The sequence below is a fragment of the Bacillus sp. FJAT-27001 genome, assembly GCF_019039175.1.
GTDB lineage: Bacteria > Bacillota > Bacilli > Bacillales > Bacillaceae > Bacillus > Bacillus velezensis.
The window spans coordinates 603,110-626,418 of sequence record NZ_JAHOAA010000003.1 but is presented as its reverse complement, the minus strand read 5'-3'; the positions used below and the strand labels follow the sequence as shown (position 1 = coordinate 626,418).

Sequence of the window (23,309 nt, the reverse complement as noted above, 5' to 3'; positions counted from 1 at the left end):
TTATTTTTGAATTAAAGATGTTCCGGTCATTTCTTTCGGTTTTTCAACACCGAGAAGGTCTAATAACGTTGGTGCGAGGTCGCCTAGGATTCCGCCTTCGCGCAGCGTCACGCCTTCTTTCGTCACAATGACAGGGACTGGGTTTGTCGTATGGGCAGTGTGCGGTTCGCCTGTTTCTGTAATCAGAATGTCCGCATTACCGTGATCAGCGGTAATGATGGCATGTCCGCCTTTAGCGATGATGGCGTCAACCACTTCGCCTAAGCATTCATCCACTGCTTCAATTGCTTTAATCGTCGGTTCGACCATTCCGGAGTGGCCGACCATGTCAGGGTTTGCAAAATTCAGGATGATCGCGTCGTGCTTGTCAGCCGCGATTTCTTTTACAAGAGCATCCTTCACTTCATACGCGCTCATTTCAGGCTTCAGGTCATATGTCGCGACCTTCGGCGAGTTAATGAGGATGCGCTCTTCGCCCGGGAATTCTTCTTCGCGGCCGCCGCTCATAAAGAACGTAACGTGCGGATACTTTTCAGTTTCTGCAATGCGAAGCTGTTTTAACCCGTGCTGTGCCAATACTTCACCGACTGTATTGTCAAGGTTTACCGGTTTAAAAGCCACATATCCGTCAACAGATTCACTGAAGTGAGTCAGGCAGACGAAATACAGGTTTTTCGGATGATTTTCACCGCGGTCGAAATCGCGGAAATCTTTGTTGGTAAACGTGTTTGAAATCTGGATGGCGCGGTCTGGTCTGAAATTATAGAAAATCACAGAATCGCCGTCATGAATTTTCGCAACGGGTTCACCGTTTTCTTTTGTGATGACGGACGGAATGACGAATTCATCATGAATGCCGTTCGCATAAGAATCGTCGACTACATCCATCGCGCTGCGGTAAGACGGGCCTTCGCCGTAAGCCATTGCGCGGTACGCTTTTTCCACACGGTCCCAGCGTTTGTCGCGGTCCATGGAGTAGTAGCGTCCGGAAATGCTGGCGATTTCGCCGACACCGATTTCTTCGATTTGCTCATTCAGCTGCTGAATGTAAGTTTTCGCCGTTTGCGGACCTACATCGCGGCCGTCGAGGAAACCGTGAATATACACCTTCGTCAGTCCTTCACTTTTCGCAAGCTTCAGCAGCGCGAATAAATGATTGATATGACTGTGTACGCCTCCGTCAGAAAGAAGGCCGAACAGGTGCAGCGCTCTGTCGTTGTCTTTCGCGTTTTTGATGGCGTCAAGGAACGTTTGATTGCGTTCGAATTCGCCTTCGCGGATGGCAACGTTCACGCGTGTTAAGCTTTGGTACACAATACGTCCTGCGCCGATATTCAAATGACCGACCTCAGAGTTCCCCATCTGTCCTTCAGGCAGTCCGACTGCTTCGCCTGATGCCGTCAGCGTCTGATGAGGGTATTGGTTCCAATAACGGTCGAAATTCGGTTTTTTCGCTTGTGCGACTGCGTTTCCGACTGTTTCATTGCGTAATCCGAACCCATCAAGAATGATGAGTGCAGCTGGTTTTTTACTCATATTGACCTTCCTCCAATAATTGAACGAATGACTGCGGTTCAAGGCTTGCGCCGCCGACCAAAGCACCGTCAATATCGGACTCTGCCATATATTCTTTAATATTTGCAGGTTTTACGCTGCCGCCGTATTGAATGCGGAGCTTGTCAGCAGTTTCCTGGCTGAAGCTTTCAGCAACGACTTTACGGATATGCGCGCAGACGTCGTTAGCATCTTTCGCTGTAGAAGATTTGCCTGTTCCGATTGCCCAGATTGGCTCGTACGCAATAACGGAAGCGGCAACTTGCTCTTCAGAAAGACCCGCAAGACCTTTTTTCACTTGATCGGCAACAAGATCATTTGTTTTTCCGGCTTCGCGCTCTTCAAGCGTTTCACCTACGCAAATGATCGGCACAATGCCGTGTTTGAAAGCGGCATGCGCTTTTTTGTTAACTGTTTCATCAGTTTCAGCGAACATTTCACGGCGCTCAGAGTGGCCGATGACGCAGTAATCCACGCCAAGGTCTTTCAGAGCGACCGGGCTGATTTCACCTGTGAACGCACCGTTTTCTTCAAAATGCATGTTTTGGGCGCCGACTTTCAGGTCAGTTCCTTTAACAGCAGAAGTCAGCTTTTCTAAGAAAAGAGCTGGTGCGCAAACAACGGCTTCCGCTTTGTCTGCTGCTGGAATGGAAGATTTCACTTCTTCAACGAAGCTGACAGCTTCGCCGAGTGTTTTGTTCATTTTCCAGTTACCGGCTATAATTGGTTTTCTCATCTGTTCCACTTCCTTATAGCAGTTTTTATTTATCGTTCAGCGCAGCTACACCTGGAAGCTCTTTGCCTTCCATGAATTCAAGGGATGCGCCGCCGCCTGTTGAGATATGGCTCATTTTGTCAGCAAGGCCGAATTTTTCAACGGCTGCCGCAGAGTCTCCTCCGCCGATGACAGAGTATGTATCGTTTGCCTCTGCCAATGCTTCAGCCACTGCTTTTGTGCCTTGAGCGAACAAGTCGATTTCGAATACGCCCATCGGTCCGTTCCATACGACAAGTTTGCTGTTTTTGATAACTTCAGCGTACGTTTCGCGGGTTTTCGTTCCGATGTCGATCGCTTCTAAATCACTTGGGATCTCAGAGATCGGCACGATTTGGACGTTTGCATCGTTAGAGAAATCATCAGCAACGAGAACGTCTTCCGGCATATAGAATTTAACGCCTTTTTCTTTCGCGCGGTCCATGAATGATTTTGCAAGTTCGATTTTATCTTCTTCAAGAAGAGATTTACCGACTTCATAACCAAGCGCTTTTACGAATGTGTAAGCAAGACCTCCGCCGATGATCAAGTTGTCCACTTTATCAAGCAGACTTTCGATTACACCGATTTTGTCTTTTACTTTCGCGCCGCCGATGATTGCCGTAAACGGGCGCTCAGGATTTGTCACGGCTTTGCCGAGAACGTCAAGCTCTTTTTCCATCAGGAATCCTGCAACCGCCGGCAGATGCTCGGCAATTCCGGCTGTAGATGCGTGAGCACGGTGGGCAGCACCGAATGCGTCATTGACATATACATCCGCAAGCTCAGCAAATGCTTTAGCAAGCTCAGGATCATTTTTCTCTTCGCCAGGGTAGAAACGTACGTTTTCCAATACAAGAACGTCTCCGTCCTTCATATCAGAAATTTGTGCTTTTACAGCATCGCCGTAAGCTTCATCCGCTTTTTTCACTTCTTTGCCGAGCAGTTCGCCTAAGCGTGCAGCGACAGGAGTTAAACGAAGCTCCTCAACCACTTCGCCTTTCGGGCGGCCTAAGTGGCTCGCAAGAAGGACTTTCGCGCCTTGGTCTGCAAGGTGTTTGATTGTTGGAAGCGCAGCGCGGATACGAGTATCGTCTGTTACTTCCCCGTCTTTCATTGGAACGTTAAAGTCAACGCGGCAGAATACGACTTTGCCTTTTACGTCGATGTCTTTTACTGTTTTTTTATTCATGCCTTAGGAGATCCTCCTTCAAAATGGTTTGCATAGCACGAAAAACGTGAAACGTGAAACCGCCTCATGATGCTTCCGCCGCGGGGCAGATTGCAGCTTCCGGGCACGGGGCAGATCGTCTTCTGAGCCAGGGCAGGCGGCTCAGAAAACGAAAGTGCCGCGGAAACTTCAAAACGCGGACGTTCTGCAGCAATCCGGCGCTTTCTGAAAGCCGGTTCTCATGGAAAAAGGGAAAGGGAGTCCGTCCCCTTCCCTTGTCCGCTTTCATTATAGCGTTTCTGTCCGAAAGAACCAAGTCCGGCCCTTTCCGGGAGCTATGAATTAAAGACCTTGTTTTGCGATGTAAGCTGCAAGGTCAACAACGCGGTTAGAGTAGCCGCTTTCGTTATCGTACCAAGAGATTACTTTTACCATGCTGCCTTCCATAACCATTGTAGAAAGAGCATCGATTGTAGAAGAGTTAGCATTGCCGTTGTAGTCTCCGGATACTAATGGCTCTTCGCTGTAGCCAAGGATTCCTTTAAGATCGCCTTCAGCCGCTTCTTTAAGAGCTGCGTTTACATCTTCAGCCGTTACGTCTTTGTTCAGTTCAGCAACTAGGTCAACAAGAGAAACGTTTGGAGTCGGCACACGCATAGCTCCGCCGTTCAGTTTGCCTTTCAGTTCAGGAAGAACAAGGGAAACTGCTTTAGCAGCACCAGTTGATGTAGGAATGATGTTTTCAGCTGCTGCACGCGCACGACGGTAGTCTTTGTGCGGAAGATCAAGGATTTGCTGATCATTTGTGTAAGAGTGAACAGTTGTCATCATACCGCGTTTGATGCCGAATTTGTCGTTAAGTACTTTTGCAAACGGCGCAAGGCAGTTTGTTGTGCAAGATGCGTTAGAGATAACATCGTGGTTAGCTGCATCGTATTTATCTTCGTTAACACCCATAACGATTGTGATATCTTCTTCGTTAGCAGGTGCAGAGATGATAACTTTTTTCGCGCCTGCTTCTAAGTGTTTCGCAGCGTCTGCGCGTTTTGTGAAGAAACCAGTAGATTCAACTACGATTTCAACGCCTTGTTTGCCCCAGCTGAGTTTCGCAGGATCGCGCTCAGCAGAAACTTCGATTGTTTTGCCGTTAACAACAAGGTTGCTGCCGTCAACTTTAACTTCTGCATCTAATTTTCCGTGTACGGAATCATATTGTAAAAGATGAGCAAGCATGTTAGCGTCTGTTAAATCGTTAACCGCTACTACCTCAACTTCAGGATTGTTTAATGCTGCGCGGAATACGTTACGTCCAATACGACCAAAACCGTTAATACCGACTTTTACTGCCATGATTATTTCCTCCTTTAAATAAGTGAGAGATATTTATATTGAGGGACTGTTATCCCTTAATAACTTCTTTGCGGCTCCTTCGTCCGTGACGAGAACCGTGTTTCGCTGCTTTTTAAAATAAGCTTCGATTGCTTCTGCTTTTGATGATCCGCCCGCTACCGCGATAATGTCGGGAATGGCATCGAGGTCATCAAGCTGCATTCCGACTGAATGCACCTTGTGAACGACTTCTCCGTCCGCATTAAAGTAGTAGCCGAATGCCTCTGTCACCGCATGATTGTCATCTATTTTCTTCAAATCTTCCAAAGGCGTGTTTCTTCGCTCCGCCATTGTTCTAGCTTCGCCGATTCCGTGAACGAGCATACTCGCTGATTTAATCGTGTGAAGCACCTCTTTTACGGAAGGTTCTTCAATAATAGATGAGTAGGCGCCTTGTGACAGCTGTCCGGGAACAAACAAAAGCCGATAAGTGCCTGAAGCCTTTTCCGCCATATGCGCGCATATGGTGTTCGCCTGGTTTTTCACATCTTCGCCTAAACCGCCTCTTGCGGGCACAAACAGGAGCTCGCGGTTTTTTGAATCCGGCGTCATCATATCGGCGACGGCTTCAATTGTCGTACCGCCGGTTACAGCGACGATATTTTTGCCTGAAAATCTCTTTTTCATACATGCAACGGCCGCTCTCCCTAATTCTTTTTTGACCCAAGGAGATTGGTCGCTGTCACCGGAAACGATAATGGCGTCTTTCAGATTAAGCCGCTCTTTTAATGTCTTTTCCAAAAGCGTCAACCCTAAAACATCCTTCATCGTATCTTCCAGAATCGAAAGCAGTGAATAGCCCTCTTCCGTCATTGTCATGCCGTTTGTTTTAATATCGATGAGATTCTGTTCTTTCAAAAACTGAACCTCGCTTCTGAGAACGCGCTCGGTCAATCCGAGACTGGCTGCAAGACTTCTGCGGCCGATCGGTTCGGTAAGCCTGATATACTGCAAGATTTCAAATCTTTTCTGCATCACAAGCAAAAGATCAGGCAATAATTTTTTTTGAGCTTGTATTAACTGGTTCATGACTCAAACGTTCCTTCCTATTCATACTGGACAGAAAATGTCCCGCTATGACAAAAAACGTCCCATCATAGCCAAAAAAAATTATGTCTGCTTTCTTTAATTATTTTAACAGGATGACATTGTTAATTCAACTGTTAAAGGTCAATTCCTCGACATTCTTCGCAGGATTTTCCAGTATCTCCTTGATACAGTCATTATATACAGAAACGGAATGAAGGTGACAGACAAAAGCCCGCCGGAGCGGACTTTTGTCGTAAAACGCTTTCATTTTATCCAGAGTTTTTCTATTTCTTCTAATGATTTATTTTTCGTCTCAGGGCAGATCGTCACGACAAACAAGAAACAGAGAATATTAATGACGGCGAATATCCAGAAGGTGTACGCGAGCCCTAACCCGCTGATCATCATCGGCACGAACTGGCCGATCGCCCAGTTGGCCCCCCATAAGAATATCGTCGCAATACCGGCGGCGCGTGCGCGGAGGTGATTCGGAAAGATCTCCGAAATCATGATCCACGTAATCGGCCCGACTGATACGCAGAAAGCGGCGACGAATCCCAATATGATGACGACTAAAGCCGGCCCGCTTGCAAGCTGAAAATAAAAGGATGCCCCGATTAAGATCATGAACAGCGCCATAAAGGCAGATCCGACCCCCATCAGCTTTTTCCGGCCTACCTTATCGACTAAAAGAACCGCGATAATGGTGAAAATCACTTCGACGACACCGACGATGCATGTCGTGATAAACCCCGCATTCTGTCCGAAGCCCATCATTTTGAAAATTTCCGGCCCGTAATACGTAATTGCGTTCATGCCGATGACCTGATTGAATAAAGCCAGCAGAATCCCGATCACAAGCGCTTTTCTCAGCCCCGGCTTAAACAGCTGAGACAATGAACCCATTTTTTCTAATTGTAAAGACGTTTCGATTTGTTTGATTTCTTCTTTCGCGGTCTGCTCGCCGTTAATGCGCGTCAGCACGGCGAGGGCTTCATTCCGGCGCCCCGCTTTCGCAAGCCAGCGCGGACTTTCCGGCACGATAAGCAGCACGATAAAAAAGATGACGGACGGAATCATGCCGTAAGCGAGCATCCACCGCCAGCCGGTGTGCACTCCCCATTCATACGAGCCGGACTGCTGGACGGCGAGGTTAATAAAATAAGTGCCGGATATCCCTAATATCGTAAACAGCTGATACAGTGAAGACAGACTGCCGCGTATGGCCGGCGGAGCGGCTTCGGTAATATACGTGACAGAAAGCGAGGAGCCCATGCCGATTCCCAGACCGCCGATGACTCTGGCGATCACTAAGGAAGACACACTTTGAGAAAGCGCAGAGACAACCGCTGACACCGCAAACAACAGCGCCGCTGCCATCAAAATCTTTCTCCGTCCGAAACGGTCACTCAAAAATCCGGAAATCCCGACGCCGAAAACACCGCCGATCATAATGCTTGAAATCACGAGCCCTTCCATAAAAGGACTTAAGCGGTACAAATCTTTCAGGAAACCGATAGCGCCGGAAATCACCGCCGTGTCATAACCGTACAAAAGCCCTCCCAGTCCGGCCGCGCATGAGATGAGAATGACAAACCACTTGGAATGCTGCCGAGTGACAGGTACATTTGAGCCAATTGGTGCCGGGTGATTCTTCATGAATTTTACCCTCCCGCGAATAATAGAATAAAAACGCTTACAAATCTGAGTGCGGCGCTTGATGTTGCTTTGTTTTCTTCAGAACCGCCACATTTGTACGTACTTATAAAGAATTTTATCTAAAAATAAGGAAAATTAGTACGTACAAATAAAGAATAAGCAGTTTTTCATAATCTGTCAATTATTTTTACAGCTTGATGAAAGGGCTTACTATGTTATACTGGAATTTGTCCGTATACATTTTGGAGGAATTGATATGCTACCGAAATATGCTCAAGTAAAAGAAGAAATTTGTTCATGGCTGAATCAAGGAAAAATACAGCCGGACGAAAAGCTGCCTACGGAAAATGAGCTGATGCAGCAGTTCGGCGTCAGCCGCCATACCATCAGAAAGGCGATCGGAGATTTGGTCTCGCAGGGGCTGCTGTACAGCGTTCAGGGCGGAGGCACCTTTGTCGCTTCACGCACGGCGAAATCAGCCATGCATTCAAACAAAACGATCGGCGTCATTACAACGTACATATCAGACTATATTTTTCCGAGCATCATCAGGGGAATCGAATCTTATTTAAGCGAACAGGGCTATTCCATGCTGCTGACGAGCACCAACAACAATACAGAAAGTGAACGGCGCGGTCTTGAAAACCTGCTGTCCAAAAATATAGACGGGCTGATTGTCGAGCCTACGAAAAGCGCGCTGCAGACGCCCAACATCGGCTACTATCTCAATCTGGAGAAAAACGGCATTCCGTTTGCCATGATTAACGCCTCTTATGCGGAGCTGGCCGCACCAAGCTTTTCCGTCAATGATGTCAAAGGCGGCATGATGGCTTGCGAATACGTCATGTCCCTCGGCCACACGCACATTATGGGAATCTTTAAAGCGGATGACACGCAGGGCGTCAAACGGATGAACGGCTATCTGCAGGCGCATCGGGAGCGCGGGATTTTCCCGTCTCCGGACATGATCGTCACTTACACGACTGAAGAAAAAGAAACCGTGCTTCTCCAAAAAATTAAGCATACCCTTGAGCAAAACAGCGGATCACACCCGACGGCCATTCTTTGCTACAATGACGAAATTGCGCTGAAGACGATTAATCTTCTCAGGGAATTCGGGTTAAAGGTGCCTGATGACGTATCGGTCATGGGCTATGACGATTCACATTTCTCCCAGATTTCCGAGGTGAAGCTCACCTCTGTCAAGCATCCGAAATCCATTATGGGGAAAGCGGCGGCAAAATACGTCATCGACTGCTTAGAGCATAAAAAACCGAAGAAGGATGACGTCGTGTATGAACCGGAACTCGTCATCCGGAATTCAGTCAAGCGGATCGGCGAATAAAAAAAGCAATGTGCGCGGCACATTGCTTTTTTTGCTCAGCTGTTTTTTAATTCGGCGATGATCTCAAATGATCTCATTCTGTCGGCATGCTCAAAGCTTTCTGAATTCACCATGATTTCATCCGCCTGTGTTGTCCGGATGAAGCTTTCCAGCTTTTCCTTCACACGCTCCGGTCCGCCGACGATCGTTGAACTGAGCTGTTCATTGACCATCGCTTTTTCATACGGCGACCAGATTTGATCCATGTCTTCAACAGGAGGCTTCAGCTGGTTCGGCGTGCCGCGGACGAGGTCTAAAAATCTTTGATAATGCGATGTTGCCAGATGCTCCGCCTTTTCGTCCGTATCGGCGGCAATGACGGTGACGCCGACCATCGCGTACGGTTGATCCAGTACGTCTGACGGACGGAAGGAGCTGCGGTACAGCTCAAGGGCGGGCACGGTGTTTTTCGGTGAAAAGTGAGCCGCAAAGGCGAACGGAAGCCCGAGCTCTCCCGCAAGACGCGCGCTGAATCCGCTTGAGCCCAGAAGCCAGATCGGCACGTCCAGCCCTTCGCCCGGAATGGCGCGGACTTGATTGCGCACATTGCCTGTCGGTTTGAAGTAATTTCTCAATTCTTCAAGCTGCTCCGGAAAATCTTCCCCGCTGTTTATGTTTCTTCGTAAGGCTCTGGCCGTTAATTGGTCGGTCCCCGGCGCGCGTCCGAGCCCCAGGTCAATCCGCCCCGGATATAACGTTTCAAGGGTTCCGAATTGCTCCGCGATCACAAGTGAAGAATGATTCGGCAGCATAATACCCCCAGAACCGACGCGGATTTTTTTCGTGCCGCCGGCGATGTGGCCGATCAGCACCGCCGTTGCCGAGCTGGCAACTCCTTCTATATTATGATGCTCCGCAAGCCAATAGCGGTTATAGCCCCACTCCTCGGCGCGGCGCGCTAAATCCATGCTGTTGCGGAACGATTCAGCAACCGTTCCCCCCTGTACGACCGGCGATAAATTCAATACGGAAAACGCAGTATCTTTCAATGTATGTTCAGCCATCGTTTTCTCCTTTGCGGTTTAGTGTAAGCAGATCTTAAACAAGGTCTCTACCACACACCTTACCACAGCTTTTCCCGTGAGTTAAACAATTTGATTCGATGATCTTCGAACAATCAGTCAGCGGTCGTCACTAGTGAACTCTTTATGAATGAATCTATTACATTCAGATATGATGAGCTTTTCATCCTATAAAAGTGAAAACCTATCGTTGAAAGAACAGACCCAATAATGTTAAGATATGTATGATATTGAATAGGAAGGAAGTCATAGTCTATATGCGTAAAAAAATCTTAATGGCACTCACAACAGCTTTACTGGCAGCAATCTTCTTTACAGGAAACACCGATAAGGCATATGCCGCAGACTTTTACTCCGGCACTCAGCAGCATTTAAATGTAAGCGGATTTACCGATGCCTCCTACTACACGAAAAAAGCGAAAAGTGTCGATTTTACTCTCAGTACAGCGTATCCGTCAGATCGAACTTTTAAAGGAAACCTATACTTACAGCGAAAGTCCGGAAAGAAATGGACGACTTGTAAAAAAACAACCTTTTCTTTCTCAGTAAGGGTGACTAAGTCATTCTCTTTAAAAGGATGCAAGACAGGTTATTATCGTGTCAAAGCCACGTTCAGCGGTTCAAAACTTGTCAATACGACAAATTCTTTTAAAATTAACCGATAAGATTCAGGGCCCTATGATTATTAGGGTCTTTTTTTATTCGTTCTTTGTGAGTTCCTGCGCGATTTGAATAAAAAGTTTTGCCGCCAATGAAGCCTCCTTTACGGACGGAACGGCAAGCAGAACATCTCGGTACACCGCACGATTGAGTTCTCTTGTCACGACATTTTCCGGCAGCGATATTCCCGACATAGACATTTGTGATAATATCGCAATTCCCAGCCCCTCTTTGATCATGCTGATGGACGTATTGACGTTGTAAACAGTGAATGCGGCAGTCAGCACAGATCCTGCCTCCTTAAACATATCAATAAACGGTGATTCGTATCCTCCGTCACAGATGATCATCGGCTGGCGGTCAAGATCTTTCAGAGTGATTGACTCACAGCTGCAAAGCGGATGATCATTTCTAAGCACGACTGCCATTTTATCTTTTTTCAGCGGCAGATATTCCATGTCTTCCGTAGGAAAAAGAGTGATACCCACATCTATTACCCGGGAGCGGAGCCATTCCTTTACTTCGTTAACCGTTCCTTCATGAAGCACCAACTCAAGCTTCGGATACCGATTTTTAAACACGCTGATCAGCTTTGGAATGAAATAAGCGGAAGCGGCCGGAAATGTGCCGATATGAATTGTTCCCTGTTCAAGCCCTCTTTCCGCGGCCGCCAGCTGCTCGGCTTTTTCTATGCCTTTGAGCACCTCTCTGATATGGACGAGAATTTTTCCGCCCGTGTCCGTGAGCCTTACGCCGTTGCGGCGCTCGCGGATGATCAGCTTGATGCCGAGCTCTGACTCAAGCGCAGAGATGGCATGGCTGACAGCGGGCTGCGTCATATTCAGCGCCTGCCCCGCTTTTGTAAAGCTTCCCGTTTCAGCGATTTGAACAAAAACCCGCAGTTGTGTAATCGTCATAACGTTTTACTTATGCTCCTTATAAAAAAGATTCATTTTATTTATCTTACTGATTACCGTATCATATGATGGAATTGTTCTACAAGGAGTGAACGACGTGAAACAGCTTTCGAAAATACAGACGGCTCTTATGCTGGCGTTTCTAGTCACGGTATGGGGAATTAACTGGCCGCTGACAAAGGCCGCGCTTGCCTATTCGCCGCCTCTTCTGTTTGCCGGAATCCGCACGCTGATCGGCGGACTTCTATTATTAATGGTTGCGCTGCCCCGTTTTAAAAAGCTGCGTTTTAAAGAAACGTGGCCGATCTATCTTATTTCTGCCATTTTAAATATTACTTTATTTTACGGCCTGCAAACGGTCGGCTTGAATTACCTGCCTGCCGGCTTATTTTCAGCCATCGTGTTTTTCCAGCCGGTTTTAATGGGCGTTTTTTCTTGGCTGTGGCTCGGGGAATCGATGTATCCTTTAAAAATAGCCGGTCTTATTCTGGGCTTTGCCGGTGTCGCCGTCATCAGCGCAGCCGGTTTCGGAGGCCATATTTCCATCGCCGGCATTCTTTTGGCCTTAGGCTCTGCAGTCAGCTGGGCGCTCGGCACGGTATATGTGAAAAGAACGGGCGGACGCGCGGATTCTATCTGGATGGTCGCTCTTCAGCTTCTGATCGGCGGCGTGCTGCTTGTCAGCTCCGGCAGTTTTTCAGAAAGCTTTTCAGCGATTCAATGGAAAGCTCCGTTCATTCTGAGCCTTCTGTTCATTTCAGTTTTTGTTATCGCGCTGGGCTGGCTCGCCTTTTTTACGCTTGTCGGTTCAGGGGAAGCAAGCAAGGTTGCCTCTTACACCTTCCTGATCCCGCTCATATCCATTGTCGTCAGCTCGATATTCCTGCATGAGCCGCTGACCGTCAGCCTTTTAGCCGGACTGCTTCTGATCGTCACAAGCATTTGTTTTGTGAATATAACACCGAAGAAACTGAAAACACCTGCTCTGGCCGCAGAAAAAAAGGCCGTTCATTAAAAAAACTCTTGCCGCGGGGCAAGAGTTTTTTTATTTATTGACGTCTCCCTTTCACAAGATACGCAGCCGTAATAAGGAGATAGATGGCCGCAGTGATGCATGTGATGACGATGGATGTCGTCGCAATTACGCCGATCAGAATGGCCAAAAGCGCAAGCACCGCAAACCATGTCGTGTACGGGAACCATTTGACGTAATAAGCCGGCTGTTCTGTTGAATGTTTTCTTGATTTCAAATGGGCGAATCCGATAATCAGCCAGATGAACAGCACGGTATAGCCGAGGGAACCCATCAAATAATTAAACGTCTGGCTTCCTGCGAATAAAGAAATCAGGACGCCTACATATAAAAATGACGTACAAGTCAGAATCGCATAGACGGGAACCTTTTTCTTCGATAGTTTTGAAAAGATTTTCGGCAGCCGGCCGTCAGAAGCCTGCGTAAACAAGACGCGGGATGATCCGTACAGTCCCGAGTTCATAGACGAGATAATCGCAAGAAGAATGACGGCATTCATAATATGGTCGGCACCCGGAATTCCGATCATCTTAAATACTATGACAAACGGGCTTTCCGGAACGCTGTTGACTTGATTCCAAGGAATCAGGCTGACGATGATGAAAAACGGCAGCAAGTAAAAAGCGACAATCCGCGTTAACGTACTTCGGACAGCTTTCGGGATCACCTTTTCGGGGTTTTTTGTCTCCGCCAGCGTGACGCCGATGATTTCCGTTCCTCCGTATGAGTAGATCACGACGAGCATCGCCGTAATGACGCCCCCCGCTCCATGCGGGAAAAACCCTCCGTGATCCGTTAAATGAGACAGCCCCGGCGCCGTGTGATTGCCGAATGAGAAAAATAAAAGCAGAATCCCGCATAAAATAAAGATGACAATCACTGTAATTTTAATGAGCGCGAGCCAGTACTCCGTCTCGGCAAACAGTTTCACAGAAAGCATGTTTACGACCGTCACCACAATGGAAATGATCAAAGCCAATATCCATATCGGACATTCCGGCAGCCAATATTGAATGAAAATGGCGGCTACGACCGCCTCAGCGGCAATATTGAGCACCCACATTTTCCAATAGATCCAGTCTAAAAAGTATGCAGCGTACGACCCGAGAGACTGCTGAACCAAATCACGGAACGTCCTTGCATGTTTGTTTCTGACAGCCATTTCGGCCAGCCCCTGCATAATAAACAGCAGAATGATTCCGCCGAGGAGGTAGGCCAGCAGCACGGACGGCCCCGCTTCATCAATCGCCGTGCTGCTGCCTTTAAAGAGCCCGGCCCCGATTGCGCCTCCAAGCGCCATCATCATAATGTGTCTGGACGACATCGTCCGTTTTAACGTTTGCTTGTCCTTTTCCATCTATCACACGCCCTCTCGCAAAAAGTGTTCATCACATAAAAAAGCACGCCGCCTCTTTGGGAAAAGAGACGGCGTGCCTCAGGCAGCCGCGGTACCACTCTTGTTGATCCCGAATATCCGGAATCCAGCTTAAAAACCTTTTAACGAAGGTCAGCCGTTAGGACATAGGGAATATTCCGATAATTCCGTTCCGCCCTGCCACTTCCGGGTGAGTTCAAAGAACAATCAGTCCGCGTTGCACCAACCCGCGGCTCTCTTTTTCTGATTGGATTCTTTTACTGCTCCCGTTCACAGTGTTTTATGTTAAATGAATCTCTTGAGTTTTTATTTTCTGAATATAGTAACATAATATACAGTCTTCTATTTTCAAAGTCAATACTAATTTTTGCCGCTGGTTTTCTTATCACCTATATAAGACATTTTGACTGAACATGTTTAAATTCATATGCGGGGTGAGCCGGCCCCTAATATAGCGTAATCAGCACTTTATATATATTGTTCAAACAGAAATTCCGACGAAAGGTTTTCCACGATATATGGACTGAGCGGCAAAAAGTTAGCAGAAATATGAAAGGTTTTACTCTTATGCTGGTATCCCAGCTTAGCAACTGTACACATTTCATTTCTAATCGTTCAACTCCAATGACTCCACAAGGTTCTATACCCCGAATTCATATTCCATTTATTAAAGCTATTGACATGAAACCAATTCCACAAATTAAACTCGTGGAGAACACTAGTTGGCGTAACACGAAACAGTATAGAAGCATTTGTGGCGTTACAGCTAGTGTTTTTGAGTGTTTAAAGGAGATTTTCAGGATACAAATAACAATAACGAGAACATCAGGTGTAGAAAGTTGAATAAAAAACCTATATTTTTACAAAAATTGATAATAAAAGGTTGATATGGTACGGGTTTCATACTTTAAGATGATGATGTGTCTTCACTGAATACTAAATAAACATTTCCAGGAGGCGTTTCCTATGCAGTCTAGCACATCATTTAACAGCCCGGCTTACCTTGAAACAAATGGAGTAATGAAAATCGCTGATATAACCTATAGTAATAATGAATGGCTGAACTTCGATATTGGAGGAAAAGGGATTTTTAAGAAATCAGGTTCTTATTTAGTTCCATCTCTTCCAGTAGAATTTCATTGTCATGGAATCGGTGACTATGATTTTAGCAATTTAGATCAATTAGATATTGAAAAGATCAATACACTAGCTGAAATAGAAGGGATTTTCTGTGTACCCTCTATCTTTCTTCCTCATAATCAATTAGACCAATTTGCAGTCTTTATGAAAGAATTCCATACACAAAAGAGAAAAGGACGTTACCGTAATATTTTAGGTATTTCACTAGAAGGACCATTATTGGCCAGCTTTGCAGGCACACCGGAAAAAGGGAATTGGGCACCCTTAAAAGAAGAATGGGAAAAGATCGCTTCTTGCGGAGAATACGGTCTTATTTATACTGTACTGTCCCCAGATGCTATGACTGAAAACTCTTATCTAAAGAAATATATGACAGAAGAACATCCAAGTTTAGAATGGATTGTGGATACACTTGTGGAGGCTGGAGTAAAACCGGCGCTGGGTCACTTCCAAAAAGCATACCCAGAGGAAACCTCTGAACTTATAATGAAAGTTATAGATACAGCGCAAAAACGCAGCAATTACACTGGATCAGATGCCGTTTTAACAGATCATTTGTTTAATGATATGCCAAACAATTTTAAACACACCTGGAGAACACCCCAAGAAAGAGTACATAGATTAGAGGGGTTAAAAGATGCTCGGTTAGATAAATGGAACATAGATAATATCAACACACTTGTCGGAGAAGTTCCCGGTACTTTGATGAGAGCCGCGAAAGAAGGTTTATTAACCATTTGTATGAATTTTGATAGTGAACATGTAGACTTAGAAGTTGCACGACGGGTTGTAGAACTTGTTGGCTCTAAGGGTATTATAGCAATGACAGATCGCATTGACACAGATTCCATGTGCGGCCAATCACTGGAGAAAATTGAAGGGAATAATCTGTGGTATCAAGGGAAAGGGTATGTAGCAGCAGGGTCTTACACAATTGATCGGCTTATGCATAATATTCGTGCTATAGGTTTTAATGAGAAAGTTGTATGGAATATGACATCATTTGTGCCATTAAAAGCTTGTCATTTCCTAAATGAACTTGAAAACCTATCCATGAAGCCCTTCAGTTTTATAGATGAAACGAAAAAAAGAGCTCATTTCAAAGCGCCTGCCCCAGAGCTGGTTCTACGCTAAGCAAAAAAGACCACCATAAAGTGGTCTTTTTAAGTTGACTTTCTTTTCATAAGTTTTAGGTTCAACTTATTTATATTGGGGACATCTTTGTTATTCATTAAGTTATATAATAAATTTGCTGCTGTTTGTCCCAACTCTTTAATAGGTTGATGTATCGTTGAAAGTTCTATTACCTTAGATATCGGCTGATTATCAAATCCTATAACCGCCAGTTCTTCAGGTATTCGTATTCCCTGTCTTTTCGCTTCATAAATGATCCCCGCCGCAACATAATCACTTCCTACAACCATTGCCGCAGGACGAGGTGACTTATTTAGCAATAGTTTTGCTATTTCTATACCATTCTCAATAGTGTACTGTTCCTCAAAGTACCAATTATCACTCCATTTCAATCCGTATTCATTTTGAAAGTGAAAAAATGATTTTTTTCTGCTTATGCCAACACCGCTCTTAGGATTTCCTATACACAGACCAATGGATTGATGTCCTTGATTTCGCAGATGATCAATTGCCATTTTGATTCCTGACTCATGATTAATAAATATATGTGCAACCTGTTTGCTTGCAGAAGCTTCACAGGAAACAATATTGCCAAACCCAGATATCTCGTCGAGTACGTGAGGGGGGCTTACACAGGATCCCAAAATAAGACCGTCAATAAGTTTGTATTTCAGTCTGTTAAAAAACTCCATTTCTTGTTCAGGATCGTTATTTGATTGGTGCACAAGTAAACTGTAATTATGTTTATTACACTCTTCGCCTATTCCGGCAATCAGTTTACTGAAAAACGGATGGTTGATTTTAGGAACAATGACTCCGAATACATTTGTCTTCCCCCTGGATAGGTTAATCGCGTTGAAATTTGGTACATAATTTAATTCCTTCATAGCTTTTAACACAGCGTCCCGCTTCTCAGGTTTTACATAAGGATGATTATTGAGAACTCTGGAAACTGTTGTCCGAGAAACGTTCGCTTTCTTTGCTATCTCTGTAATGTTTGTCATTACTGTTACTCCTTCTTAGACAGCGTTATCAGGATTTCACACTGAACAACACAAGGGAAAATAAGCATTTAATGAATTGTTTTATCATGGCCTGCATGAATATGTGCGCCTTCCTGTCCCACACTATAGATAGAACGGGGCTTCCCCATCTTGTGTAATAGTTTGTCAAATAAACCTACTAATATCCCCAGACATAGCAGCACAATGATGGTTCCTATCCCAATCGGCCCCTGAAGAATGATTGCAAGCACAAAAGCTAAAGCTTCCCCTATCGTCTTTGTAATATTAATACCCCAACCTGTGCGTTCAGTAATAGCCAACATTAATTCATCATTCGGTATCGAAGGAAAAGATGCTCTTAAATATATAGCGATTCCCATAGCCAATATACACAACCCTGTCAAAAATAAACTCCATTGAAGAATTACAGCATCTGTTTTTAAGAACGAAAGAACCTTTAAGTTTAAAAGGTCAACAAAACTTCCAATAATAACAATCGGAATAAAACCGGCTAGATTAGGAAACCGCATTTTTATGAGGCTGTTTATAAAGATAAGGATTCCTCCGACAATGAAAACCCATGACCCGATTGTAAGGCCAATGAGTTCTGATAAAGCCACGTTCAGAGCATCCCAGGGGGCAATTCCGGTATTAGATTTAATCATACATACAACCCCCACGGATAAAATAAACAATCCGACAATATAGATTAAACACCTTTTCACAAAATGGCTCATGGCTGTATACTCCGCGGTTTAGGGTCTTCTTCTTTCGTCAGAATGTAATGATCAAAAGCATAAGATACACCACACTCATCATTCGATAACGTTTTAAAAGCAGCCAATTGAATAAGCTTCTTATCTGCATTTCCCATGGCTATCCCTATTCCTGCTGCATGAAACATAGGCAGATCATTTAAATTATCACCTATTGCGATTGCATTCCGCGCATCCGTTCCATAATGTTCACAAAGTTTATTTAATGACGCTCCTTTATCTACTCCTGCACTTGTGATTTCAAGATTGAATGCTCCTGAACTCGTTACGGCACACTCCTTCAGTTGTCCAAAATATTCTTTAGCTTTTTTTAATTTTCTTTGGTTTGGCGAAACGATCATACATTTTATGACATACCGATAATCGATAGGGTCAATTGTACCCGGTATTTCCTCTAACCCGTATTGATGTATTTGAGCTTTAATAGAATTCCAAAATACTTCTTGATTAAAATGAGGTTCTTCCATTACTGTATTGTAAAGTTCTTTTTCAAGCTGCTGAATTCCTTGATTTGATACGGCAATTTTGTCAGATAAGTAAAGCTGATAATAGATTTCCTCTTTATTTAACCATGTTATGATAGGTTGGATTACATCTGAATCCATAAAATGTTCGAATATTACCTGATTTCTCACATCAATTTGAGCGCCGTTTGAAGCAATAATCGGAAAATCCAAACCATATTTATTGATGATGTGTTTTGCATCAAATAAAGCTCTCCCTGTAGCGATTGTTACAAGATGACCTTGTTTTTGTCCAAGCTTTAAAGCTCTTACATCTTGTTCTTGGATAGTTAAGTTCTCTGATAACAGCGTGCCATCTAAGTCAATTGCAATTACTTTCATGTGAATTTCCTCCTCAGAGTTTAAAAATCATTGAAAGTATAATGTATGGTACGCGTTTCAGAGCAATTAGATTATTATATTAATTTGAAGTTTTTCTCCAGAAGCTGATTAGACCTGTGCTTCTCAAGTGTTCTCCTGCTTAATGATCCTTCTCTTTTGATTAATCCAGTTAATAAAGAACTGACTGCTAATGGCGGAACACTAATTTGAAGAAATTCATCTGGAACTTCAAGCGCTGGCAACTCACTAGAAACCGGACTGTAGCAGGACAGCTTTCCATCATGTGTTTGACTTATGGCCGGCGACTTGGGCACCGGCACTTTTCAGAGAACGATCACTTTTTGTAAAAATCGGATGTATGAAGTGTCATTGAGGCGGTGTCCCCGATATACTTTTCTCTTTTCTTTCATTTGCGGTAAAGAAAGCAAAACCTGATTCCCTTATGACAGAACTTGCTTTATCATAAAAGTATGCGTTTACATTCGAGTAGGGAGGTTATAGCATGACCCCTGTGAATTCAAGCAGCATCGGGAAGATTCAGGCGGCCAGCAAAGGTTTGTCGCCAAAATTGAGAGCGATTGCAGACCATATCGTGAAGGAACCGAAAGACGTGGTTCACCTTTCCATCATTCAGCTGGCGGAAAAAACGAAAAGCTCTGAAGCGACGATTTTCAGGCTGTGCAAACGGCTCGGTTTTTCCGGCTATCAGGATTTAAAAATCACGCTGGCTCAGGAGATCGTTCAGGAGCCGGTGCAGCACATTCATGAAGAAATGAGCCCCGACGACGATATCGAAGTCATCATCCGGAAAGTTTTCCGCACAAACATTTCCGGTCTGACCGATACCTTTCATTTATTAGACCCGGCCGACGTTGAAAAAGCGGTAGAAATGATTCACCGCGCAGACAGAATCGAATTTTACGGAAACGGCGGTTCCGGGCTGATCGCCATAGACGCGTATCATAAATTTATGCGTACGGGTATAAATTGCATCGCGCACACGGATTCTCACTTTCAGGCGATGTCAGCGGGTCTTCTCGGTCCTGAAAGCGCAGTCATCGGTATTTCTCATTCGGGAAGCAACAAGGACGTGCTCGACGCGGTGAAAACGGCCAAATCGCTCGGCGCCGGCACGATCGGCATTACAAGCTACCAAAAGTCGCCGCTCACCCAGATTTCCGACGTGGTGCTGTATACATCAACAAGGGAGACGGCTTTCAGAACGGAAGCAATGTCCGCAAGGCTTGCCCAGCTGTCGGTCATTGATACACTGTATTTCGCCACGGCCCGGCTGCGGCAGGAGAAAACGCTCGCCAACTTGCAGCAAATCAGAAAAATGATCGCGCACAAACGTTTGTAATATTTATTTTTCAAAAGAGAGAATGCCGATACAGCGGGAATTGAGGCAATTTTATGAAAAAAATTTTCTTCTTCATCGTTGATTTATAAAAAAATTATTCCTATAATTGACTTTGTAAGGGCATACATTATCAATCTATCTTATTATTCAATCAGATTAGGCGGGATATATTATGAAGGAAACCCAAGCTGTTATCGGTCTGGATATCGGCACGACCAGTACGAAAGCCGTTCTGTTCGGACCAAGAGGCAAAGTGTTAGCCAAGCATTCGGTTCACTATGATTTAATACAGCCAAAGCCGGCATGGGCCGAGCAGGATCCTGAGCACATTCTGGAAGCGGTTATCGGAAGCATCAGAGGCGCCGTCACAAAGGCCGGACTGAGCCCTGACAATCTGCTTGCAATCGGCATCAGCACCGCCATGCACTCATTGATAGCTGTCGATCAAAACGGCGGCCTGCTGACCAAAAGCATCATTTGGGCGGACAACCGCAGCGCCGAGCAATCAAAACGTATTTTAAAAGAGATGAACGGTTTTGATATTTATAAAAGAACGGGTACGCCGATTCACCCGATGTCTCCGCTTTCCAAAATTGTGTGGATGAAAGAACAGGACAAGGAGACATTCGCGAAAACCGCCAAATTCATCAGTATTAAAGAATATATTCTGCACGAGTTTTTCGGAACTTATGTCGTCGATTATTCGATCGCTTCGGCAACGGGGCTGTTCCGTTTAGATACGCTTTCCTGGGATGAAGAAGCGCTCCGGATTGCCGGAATCCGGGAAGATCAGCTGTCGGACATCGTGCCGACCACTCATCAGCTGCGCGGCCTTGCGCCGGAAATCGCTGCACGGATGGGCATTCATGCGGATACACCGTTTATTATCGGCGCAAATGACGGCGTGCTCGCCAACCTTGGAGTCGGCGCGATCGGCAAAGGCGAAGTGGCCGTTACGATCGGAACAAGCGGAGCCGTGCGTTCGGTGACGGATGCGCCGATTACGGATGAAAAAGCGCGGACATTCTGTTACGCGCTGACTGACAAGCATTGGGTCATCGGAGGCCCGACGAATAACGGAGGCATTATGCTGCGCTGGCTTCGAGACGAATTCGCTTCTCCGGAAGTCGAAACGGCGAAGCGGCTCGGCATTGATCCGTATGATTTAATGATTGATATCGCTGATAAAGTGCCCGCAGGCTCTGAGGGATTGCTGTTTCTGCCGTTTTTATCAGGGGAGCGCGCGCCGTTTTGGAATCCGAATGCCCGCGGAACGTTTTTCGGCATCAGCCTCCGCCATAAACGGGAGCATTTTATCAGAGCGGTGCTGGAAGGCGTCATCATGAGCGTCTTTTCAATCGGTGTCGCACTGAGAGATTTGGCGGGCCCCGCGAAAGACGTGCGGGCTTCGGGAGGATTTGCGAGATCGCCGCTGTGGAGGCAGATTTTGTCCGATACGATGGGACGGGAAGTCCTCGTTCCGGAAAGTTACGAAGCCTCGGCGCTCGGAGCGGCCGTTCTCGCTTTGCACAGCCTTGGCGAAATGGAACGGATCGAGGATGTTCAGGACTGGATCAGAATTTCTCACCGCCATGAACCGAACGTCAAAAACAGCGAAACATATATTGAGCTGTTTTACTTATACGAGCGGCTGTATGACAAGCTCAAAGATGAATTTGACGTCATCAGTGAATTTCAGCTCAAACAAAGCCGTTAATTCTTCTTTGAAAGGGTGAAAAGGTCATGTTACTGTTTATTGTCATTGCCGCTATTATCGTTTTACTCTTATTGATTACGGTCGCTAAATTAAATCCGTTTATCAGTCTTTTGATTACATCCATCCTTGTCGGTTTCGCAACGGGCATGAATCTGCCGGACATTATCGCTTCGATGAAAACCGGGCTCGGCAATACGCTGTCGCTGCTTGCGATCGTGCTGGCCCTCGGTACGATGCTCGGAAAAATGATGGCTGAATCAGGCGGTGCGGAGCGTATCGCCCACACCCTGATCGGCCGCTTCGGCAAAAAGAAAGTGCATTGGGCGATGATGGCCGTCGCTTTTATTGTCGGCATCCCGGTCTTTTTCCAGGTCGGCTTCGTCCTGCTCGTGCCGCTTTTGTTTACGATTGCGATTGAAACCGGGGTTTCATTAGTGACGATCGGAATTCCGCTCCTTGCGGGACTTTCCGTCGTGCACGGATTGGTTCCGCCCCACCCGGCGGCGATGGCGGCTGTCGGCATTTATCACGCCAATGTCGGAAAAACGATTTTGTTTTCTTTAATCGTTGGGATTCCGACTGCCATCATCGCGGGGCCGCTTTACGGAAAATGGATTGGTAAGCGCATTCATAAACCCGTTCCCGAACTGTTGAAAAAACAATTTATTGAACGGAATGAAAAACGCAAGCTTCCGGGATTCGCAAATACATTGTTTACGATATTGGTACCGGTGATCCTGATGCTTATGGCAACGCTTGCCGAAATTGCGCTTCCGGAAAAAAGCACGCTCTATGAAACTTTTAAATTTATCGGCGACCCTGTCACGGCGCTTTTGATCGCCACGGTTTACTCCTTTTTCAGCCTTGGTTTTTATCAGGGCTTTGACAGAGAAAGCATTTTAAAATTCAGCAATGACTGTCTGGGACCGATTGCTTCCATTCTGCTTGTGATCGGAGCCGGCGGCGCTTTTAACAACGTCCTGATTGATTCAGGCGTCGGCACGTATATCGCTGACATGGCGAAGCATTCAAGCTTCTCTCCCGTTCTTTTAAGCTGGACGATCGCGGCGGTCATCCGTGTCGCCACGGGTTCAGCGACTGTCGCCATGATGACGGCGGCCGGCATTGTTGCACCGATTGCATCTGTCATGCCGGGCGTCAGCAGCGAGCTTCTCGTTTTGGCAACGGGAGCGGGCTCTTTGATTCTGTCACATGTCAATGACTCCGGTTTCTGGCTCATTAAAGAGTATTTCGGAATGACGGTAAAAGAAACGTTCCTGACATGGACGGCGATGGAAACGATTATTTCTGTCAGTGCAATCTGTTTTATCATGATCATTAACGCGTTTATATAAAAACAAACCCCGGCCGCAAACCGGGGTTTGT

General features: G+C 45.8%; 19 protein-coding genes and 1 other annotated feature. Of the genes, 7 read left to right on the top strand and 12 right to left on the bottom strand.

What is annotated here, in order from left to right:
• From gpmI to araE, 6 genes are all read right to left on the bottom strand, one after another.
• A complete protein-coding gene (gene gpmI, locus BGM27_RS13320) occupies nt 1-1,536 on the bottom strand; it encodes a 2,3-bisphosphoglycerate-independent phosphoglycerate mutase (protein WP_007409955.1) in 1,536 nt (511 codons plus the stop codon).
• Nucleotides 1,529-2,290, bottom strand: coding sequence for a triose-phosphate isomerase (gene tpiA, locus BGM27_RS13315; RefSeq protein WP_003151618.1), 762 nt, complete (start codon nt 2,288-2,290; stop codon nt 1,529-1,531). Before tpiA ends, gpmI begins: the two co-directional genes overlap by 8 nt.
• 25 nt (nt 2,291-2,315) lie before the next feature.
• The gene (locus tag BGM27_RS13310; RefSeq protein WP_003151616.1) at nt 2,316-3,500 is read right to left on the bottom strand and encodes a phosphoglycerate kinase; all 1,185 of its coding nucleotides are present in this window, start codon (nt 3,498-3,500) and stop codon (nt 2,316-2,318) included.
• A gap of 321 nt (nt 3,501-3,821) precedes the next feature.
• Nucleotides 3,822-4,829 carry a type I glyceraldehyde-3-phosphate dehydrogenase gene (gap, locus tag BGM27_RS13305; RefSeq protein ID WP_007409954.1) on the bottom strand — a complete coding sequence of 336 codons (1,008 nt, stop codon included), beginning with the start codon at nt 4,827-4,829 and terminating at the stop codon, nt 3,822-3,824.
• A 33-nt stretch (nt 4,830-4,862) separates the two neighbouring features.
• Nucleotides 4,863-5,897 (bottom strand): gapA transcriptional regulator CggR, encoded by a 1,035-nt coding sequence (gene cggR / locus BGM27_RS13300; protein ID WP_003151607.1) that lies wholly within the window; start codon nt 5,895-5,897, stop codon nt 4,863-4,865.
• 264 nt (nt 5,898-6,161) lie between these two features.
• A complete protein-coding gene (gene araE, locus BGM27_RS13295) occupies nt 6,162-7,556 on the bottom strand; it encodes an arabinose-proton symporter AraE (RefSeq protein WP_003151605.1) in 1,395 nt (464 codons plus the stop codon).
• A gap of 256 nt (nt 7,557-7,812) precedes the next feature.
• Between araE and araR the strand changes: the two genes are divergently transcribed.
• Nucleotides 7,813-8,901, top strand: coding sequence for an arabinose utilization transcriptional regulator AraR (gene araR / locus BGM27_RS13290; protein ID WP_020954324.1), 1,089 nt, complete (start codon nt 7,813-7,815; stop codon nt 8,899-8,901).
• Nucleotides 8,902-8,936: 35 nt separating this feature from the next.
• Here araR and BGM27_RS13285 read toward each other — a convergent pair whose 3' ends face one another.
• Nucleotides 8,937-9,944 carry an LLM class flavin-dependent oxidoreductase gene (locus BGM27_RS13285; RefSeq protein ID WP_007409952.1) on the bottom strand — a complete coding sequence of 336 codons (1,008 nt, stop codon included), beginning with the start codon at nt 9,942-9,944 and terminating at the stop codon, nt 8,937-8,939.
• A gap of 275 nt (nt 9,945-10,219) precedes the next feature.
• Between BGM27_RS13285 and BGM27_RS13280 the strand changes: the two genes are divergently transcribed.
• On the top strand, nt 10,220-10,627 hold the full coding sequence (locus BGM27_RS13280) for a hypothetical protein (protein ID WP_003151600.1): 408 nt from the start codon (nt 10,220-10,222) through the stop codon (nt 10,625-10,627).
• 33 nt (nt 10,628-10,660) lie between these two features.
• On the opposite strand, the gene BGM27_RS13275 is transcribed toward BGM27_RS13280, so the two are convergent.
• Entirely contained in the window at nt 10,661-11,539 is an 879-nt protein-coding gene (locus BGM27_RS13275; protein WP_007409951.1) for a LysR family transcriptional regulator, read from the bottom strand.
• A 97-nt stretch (nt 11,540-11,636) separates the two neighbouring features.
• Between BGM27_RS13275 and BGM27_RS13270 the strand changes: the two genes are divergently transcribed.
• The gene (locus tag BGM27_RS13270) at nt 11,637-12,554 is read left to right on the top strand and encodes a DMT family transporter (protein ID WP_007409950.1); all 918 of its coding nucleotides are present in this window, start codon (nt 11,637-11,639) and stop codon (nt 12,552-12,554) included.
• A gap of 34 nt (nt 12,555-12,588) precedes the next feature.
• Here the strand turns inward: BGM27_RS13270 and BGM27_RS13265 are convergent, their stop codons facing one another.
• Nucleotides 12,589-13,929: an amino acid permease gene (locus BGM27_RS13265; protein WP_007407366.1), complete on the bottom strand. Its 1,341-nt coding sequence runs from the start codon at nt 13,927-13,929 to the stop codon at nt 12,589-12,591.
• Between the two features lie 61 nt (nt 13,930-13,990).
• Nucleotides 13,991-14,230: a binding site (T-box leader), on the bottom strand.
• Nucleotides 14,231-14,913: 683 nt separating this feature from the next.
• Between BGM27_RS13265 and BGM27_RS13260 the strand changes: the two genes are divergently transcribed.
• Nucleotides 14,914-16,221, top strand: a complete 1,308-nt coding sequence (locus BGM27_RS13260) for an amidohydrolase family protein (protein ID WP_007407367.1) — start codon at nt 14,914-14,916, stop codon at nt 16,219-16,221.
• Nucleotides 16,222-16,250: 29 nt separating this feature from the next.
• Here BGM27_RS13260 and BGM27_RS13255 read toward each other — a convergent pair whose 3' ends face one another.
• From BGM27_RS13255 to BGM27_RS13245, 3 genes are all read right to left on the bottom strand, one after another.
• Nucleotides 16,251-17,225 carry a LacI family DNA-binding transcriptional regulator gene (locus BGM27_RS13255; RefSeq protein ID WP_007407368.1) on the bottom strand — a complete coding sequence of 325 codons (975 nt, stop codon included), beginning with the start codon at nt 17,223-17,225 and terminating at the stop codon, nt 16,251-16,253.
• 68 nt (nt 17,226-17,293) lie between these two features.
• Nucleotides 17,294-17,962 (bottom strand): YczE/YyaS/YitT family protein, encoded by a 669-nt coding sequence (locus tag BGM27_RS13250; protein ID WP_007407369.1) that lies wholly within the window; start codon nt 17,960-17,962, stop codon nt 17,294-17,296.
• A complete protein-coding gene (locus tag BGM27_RS13245; protein WP_007407370.1) occupies nt 17,959-18,846 on the bottom strand; it encodes a Cof-type HAD-IIB family hydrolase in 888 nt (295 codons plus the stop codon). Before BGM27_RS13245 ends, BGM27_RS13250 begins: the two co-directional genes overlap by 4 nt.
• Before the next feature lie 502 nt (nt 18,847-19,348).
• Here BGM27_RS13245 and BGM27_RS13240 point away from each other — a divergent pair.
• The 3 genes from BGM27_RS13240 (at nt 19,349) to BGM27_RS13230 (ending at nt 23,278) form a co-directional block, all read left to right on the top strand.
• A complete protein-coding gene (locus tag BGM27_RS13240) occupies nt 19,349-20,206 on the top strand; it encodes a MurR/RpiR family transcriptional regulator (protein ID WP_007407371.1) in 858 nt (285 codons plus the stop codon).
• Between the two features lie 172 nt (nt 20,207-20,378).
• The gene (gene gntK, locus BGM27_RS13235) at nt 20,379-21,923 is read left to right on the top strand and encodes a gluconokinase (RefSeq protein ID WP_007407372.1); all 1,545 of its coding nucleotides are present in this window, start codon (nt 20,379-20,381) and stop codon (nt 21,921-21,923) included.
• A 26-nt stretch (nt 21,924-21,949) separates the two neighbouring features.
• A complete protein-coding gene (locus BGM27_RS13230) occupies nt 21,950-23,278 on the top strand; it encodes a GntP family permease (RefSeq protein ID WP_007407373.1) in 1,329 nt (442 codons plus the stop codon).
• Nucleotides 23,279-23,309: the final 31 nt, after the last annotated feature.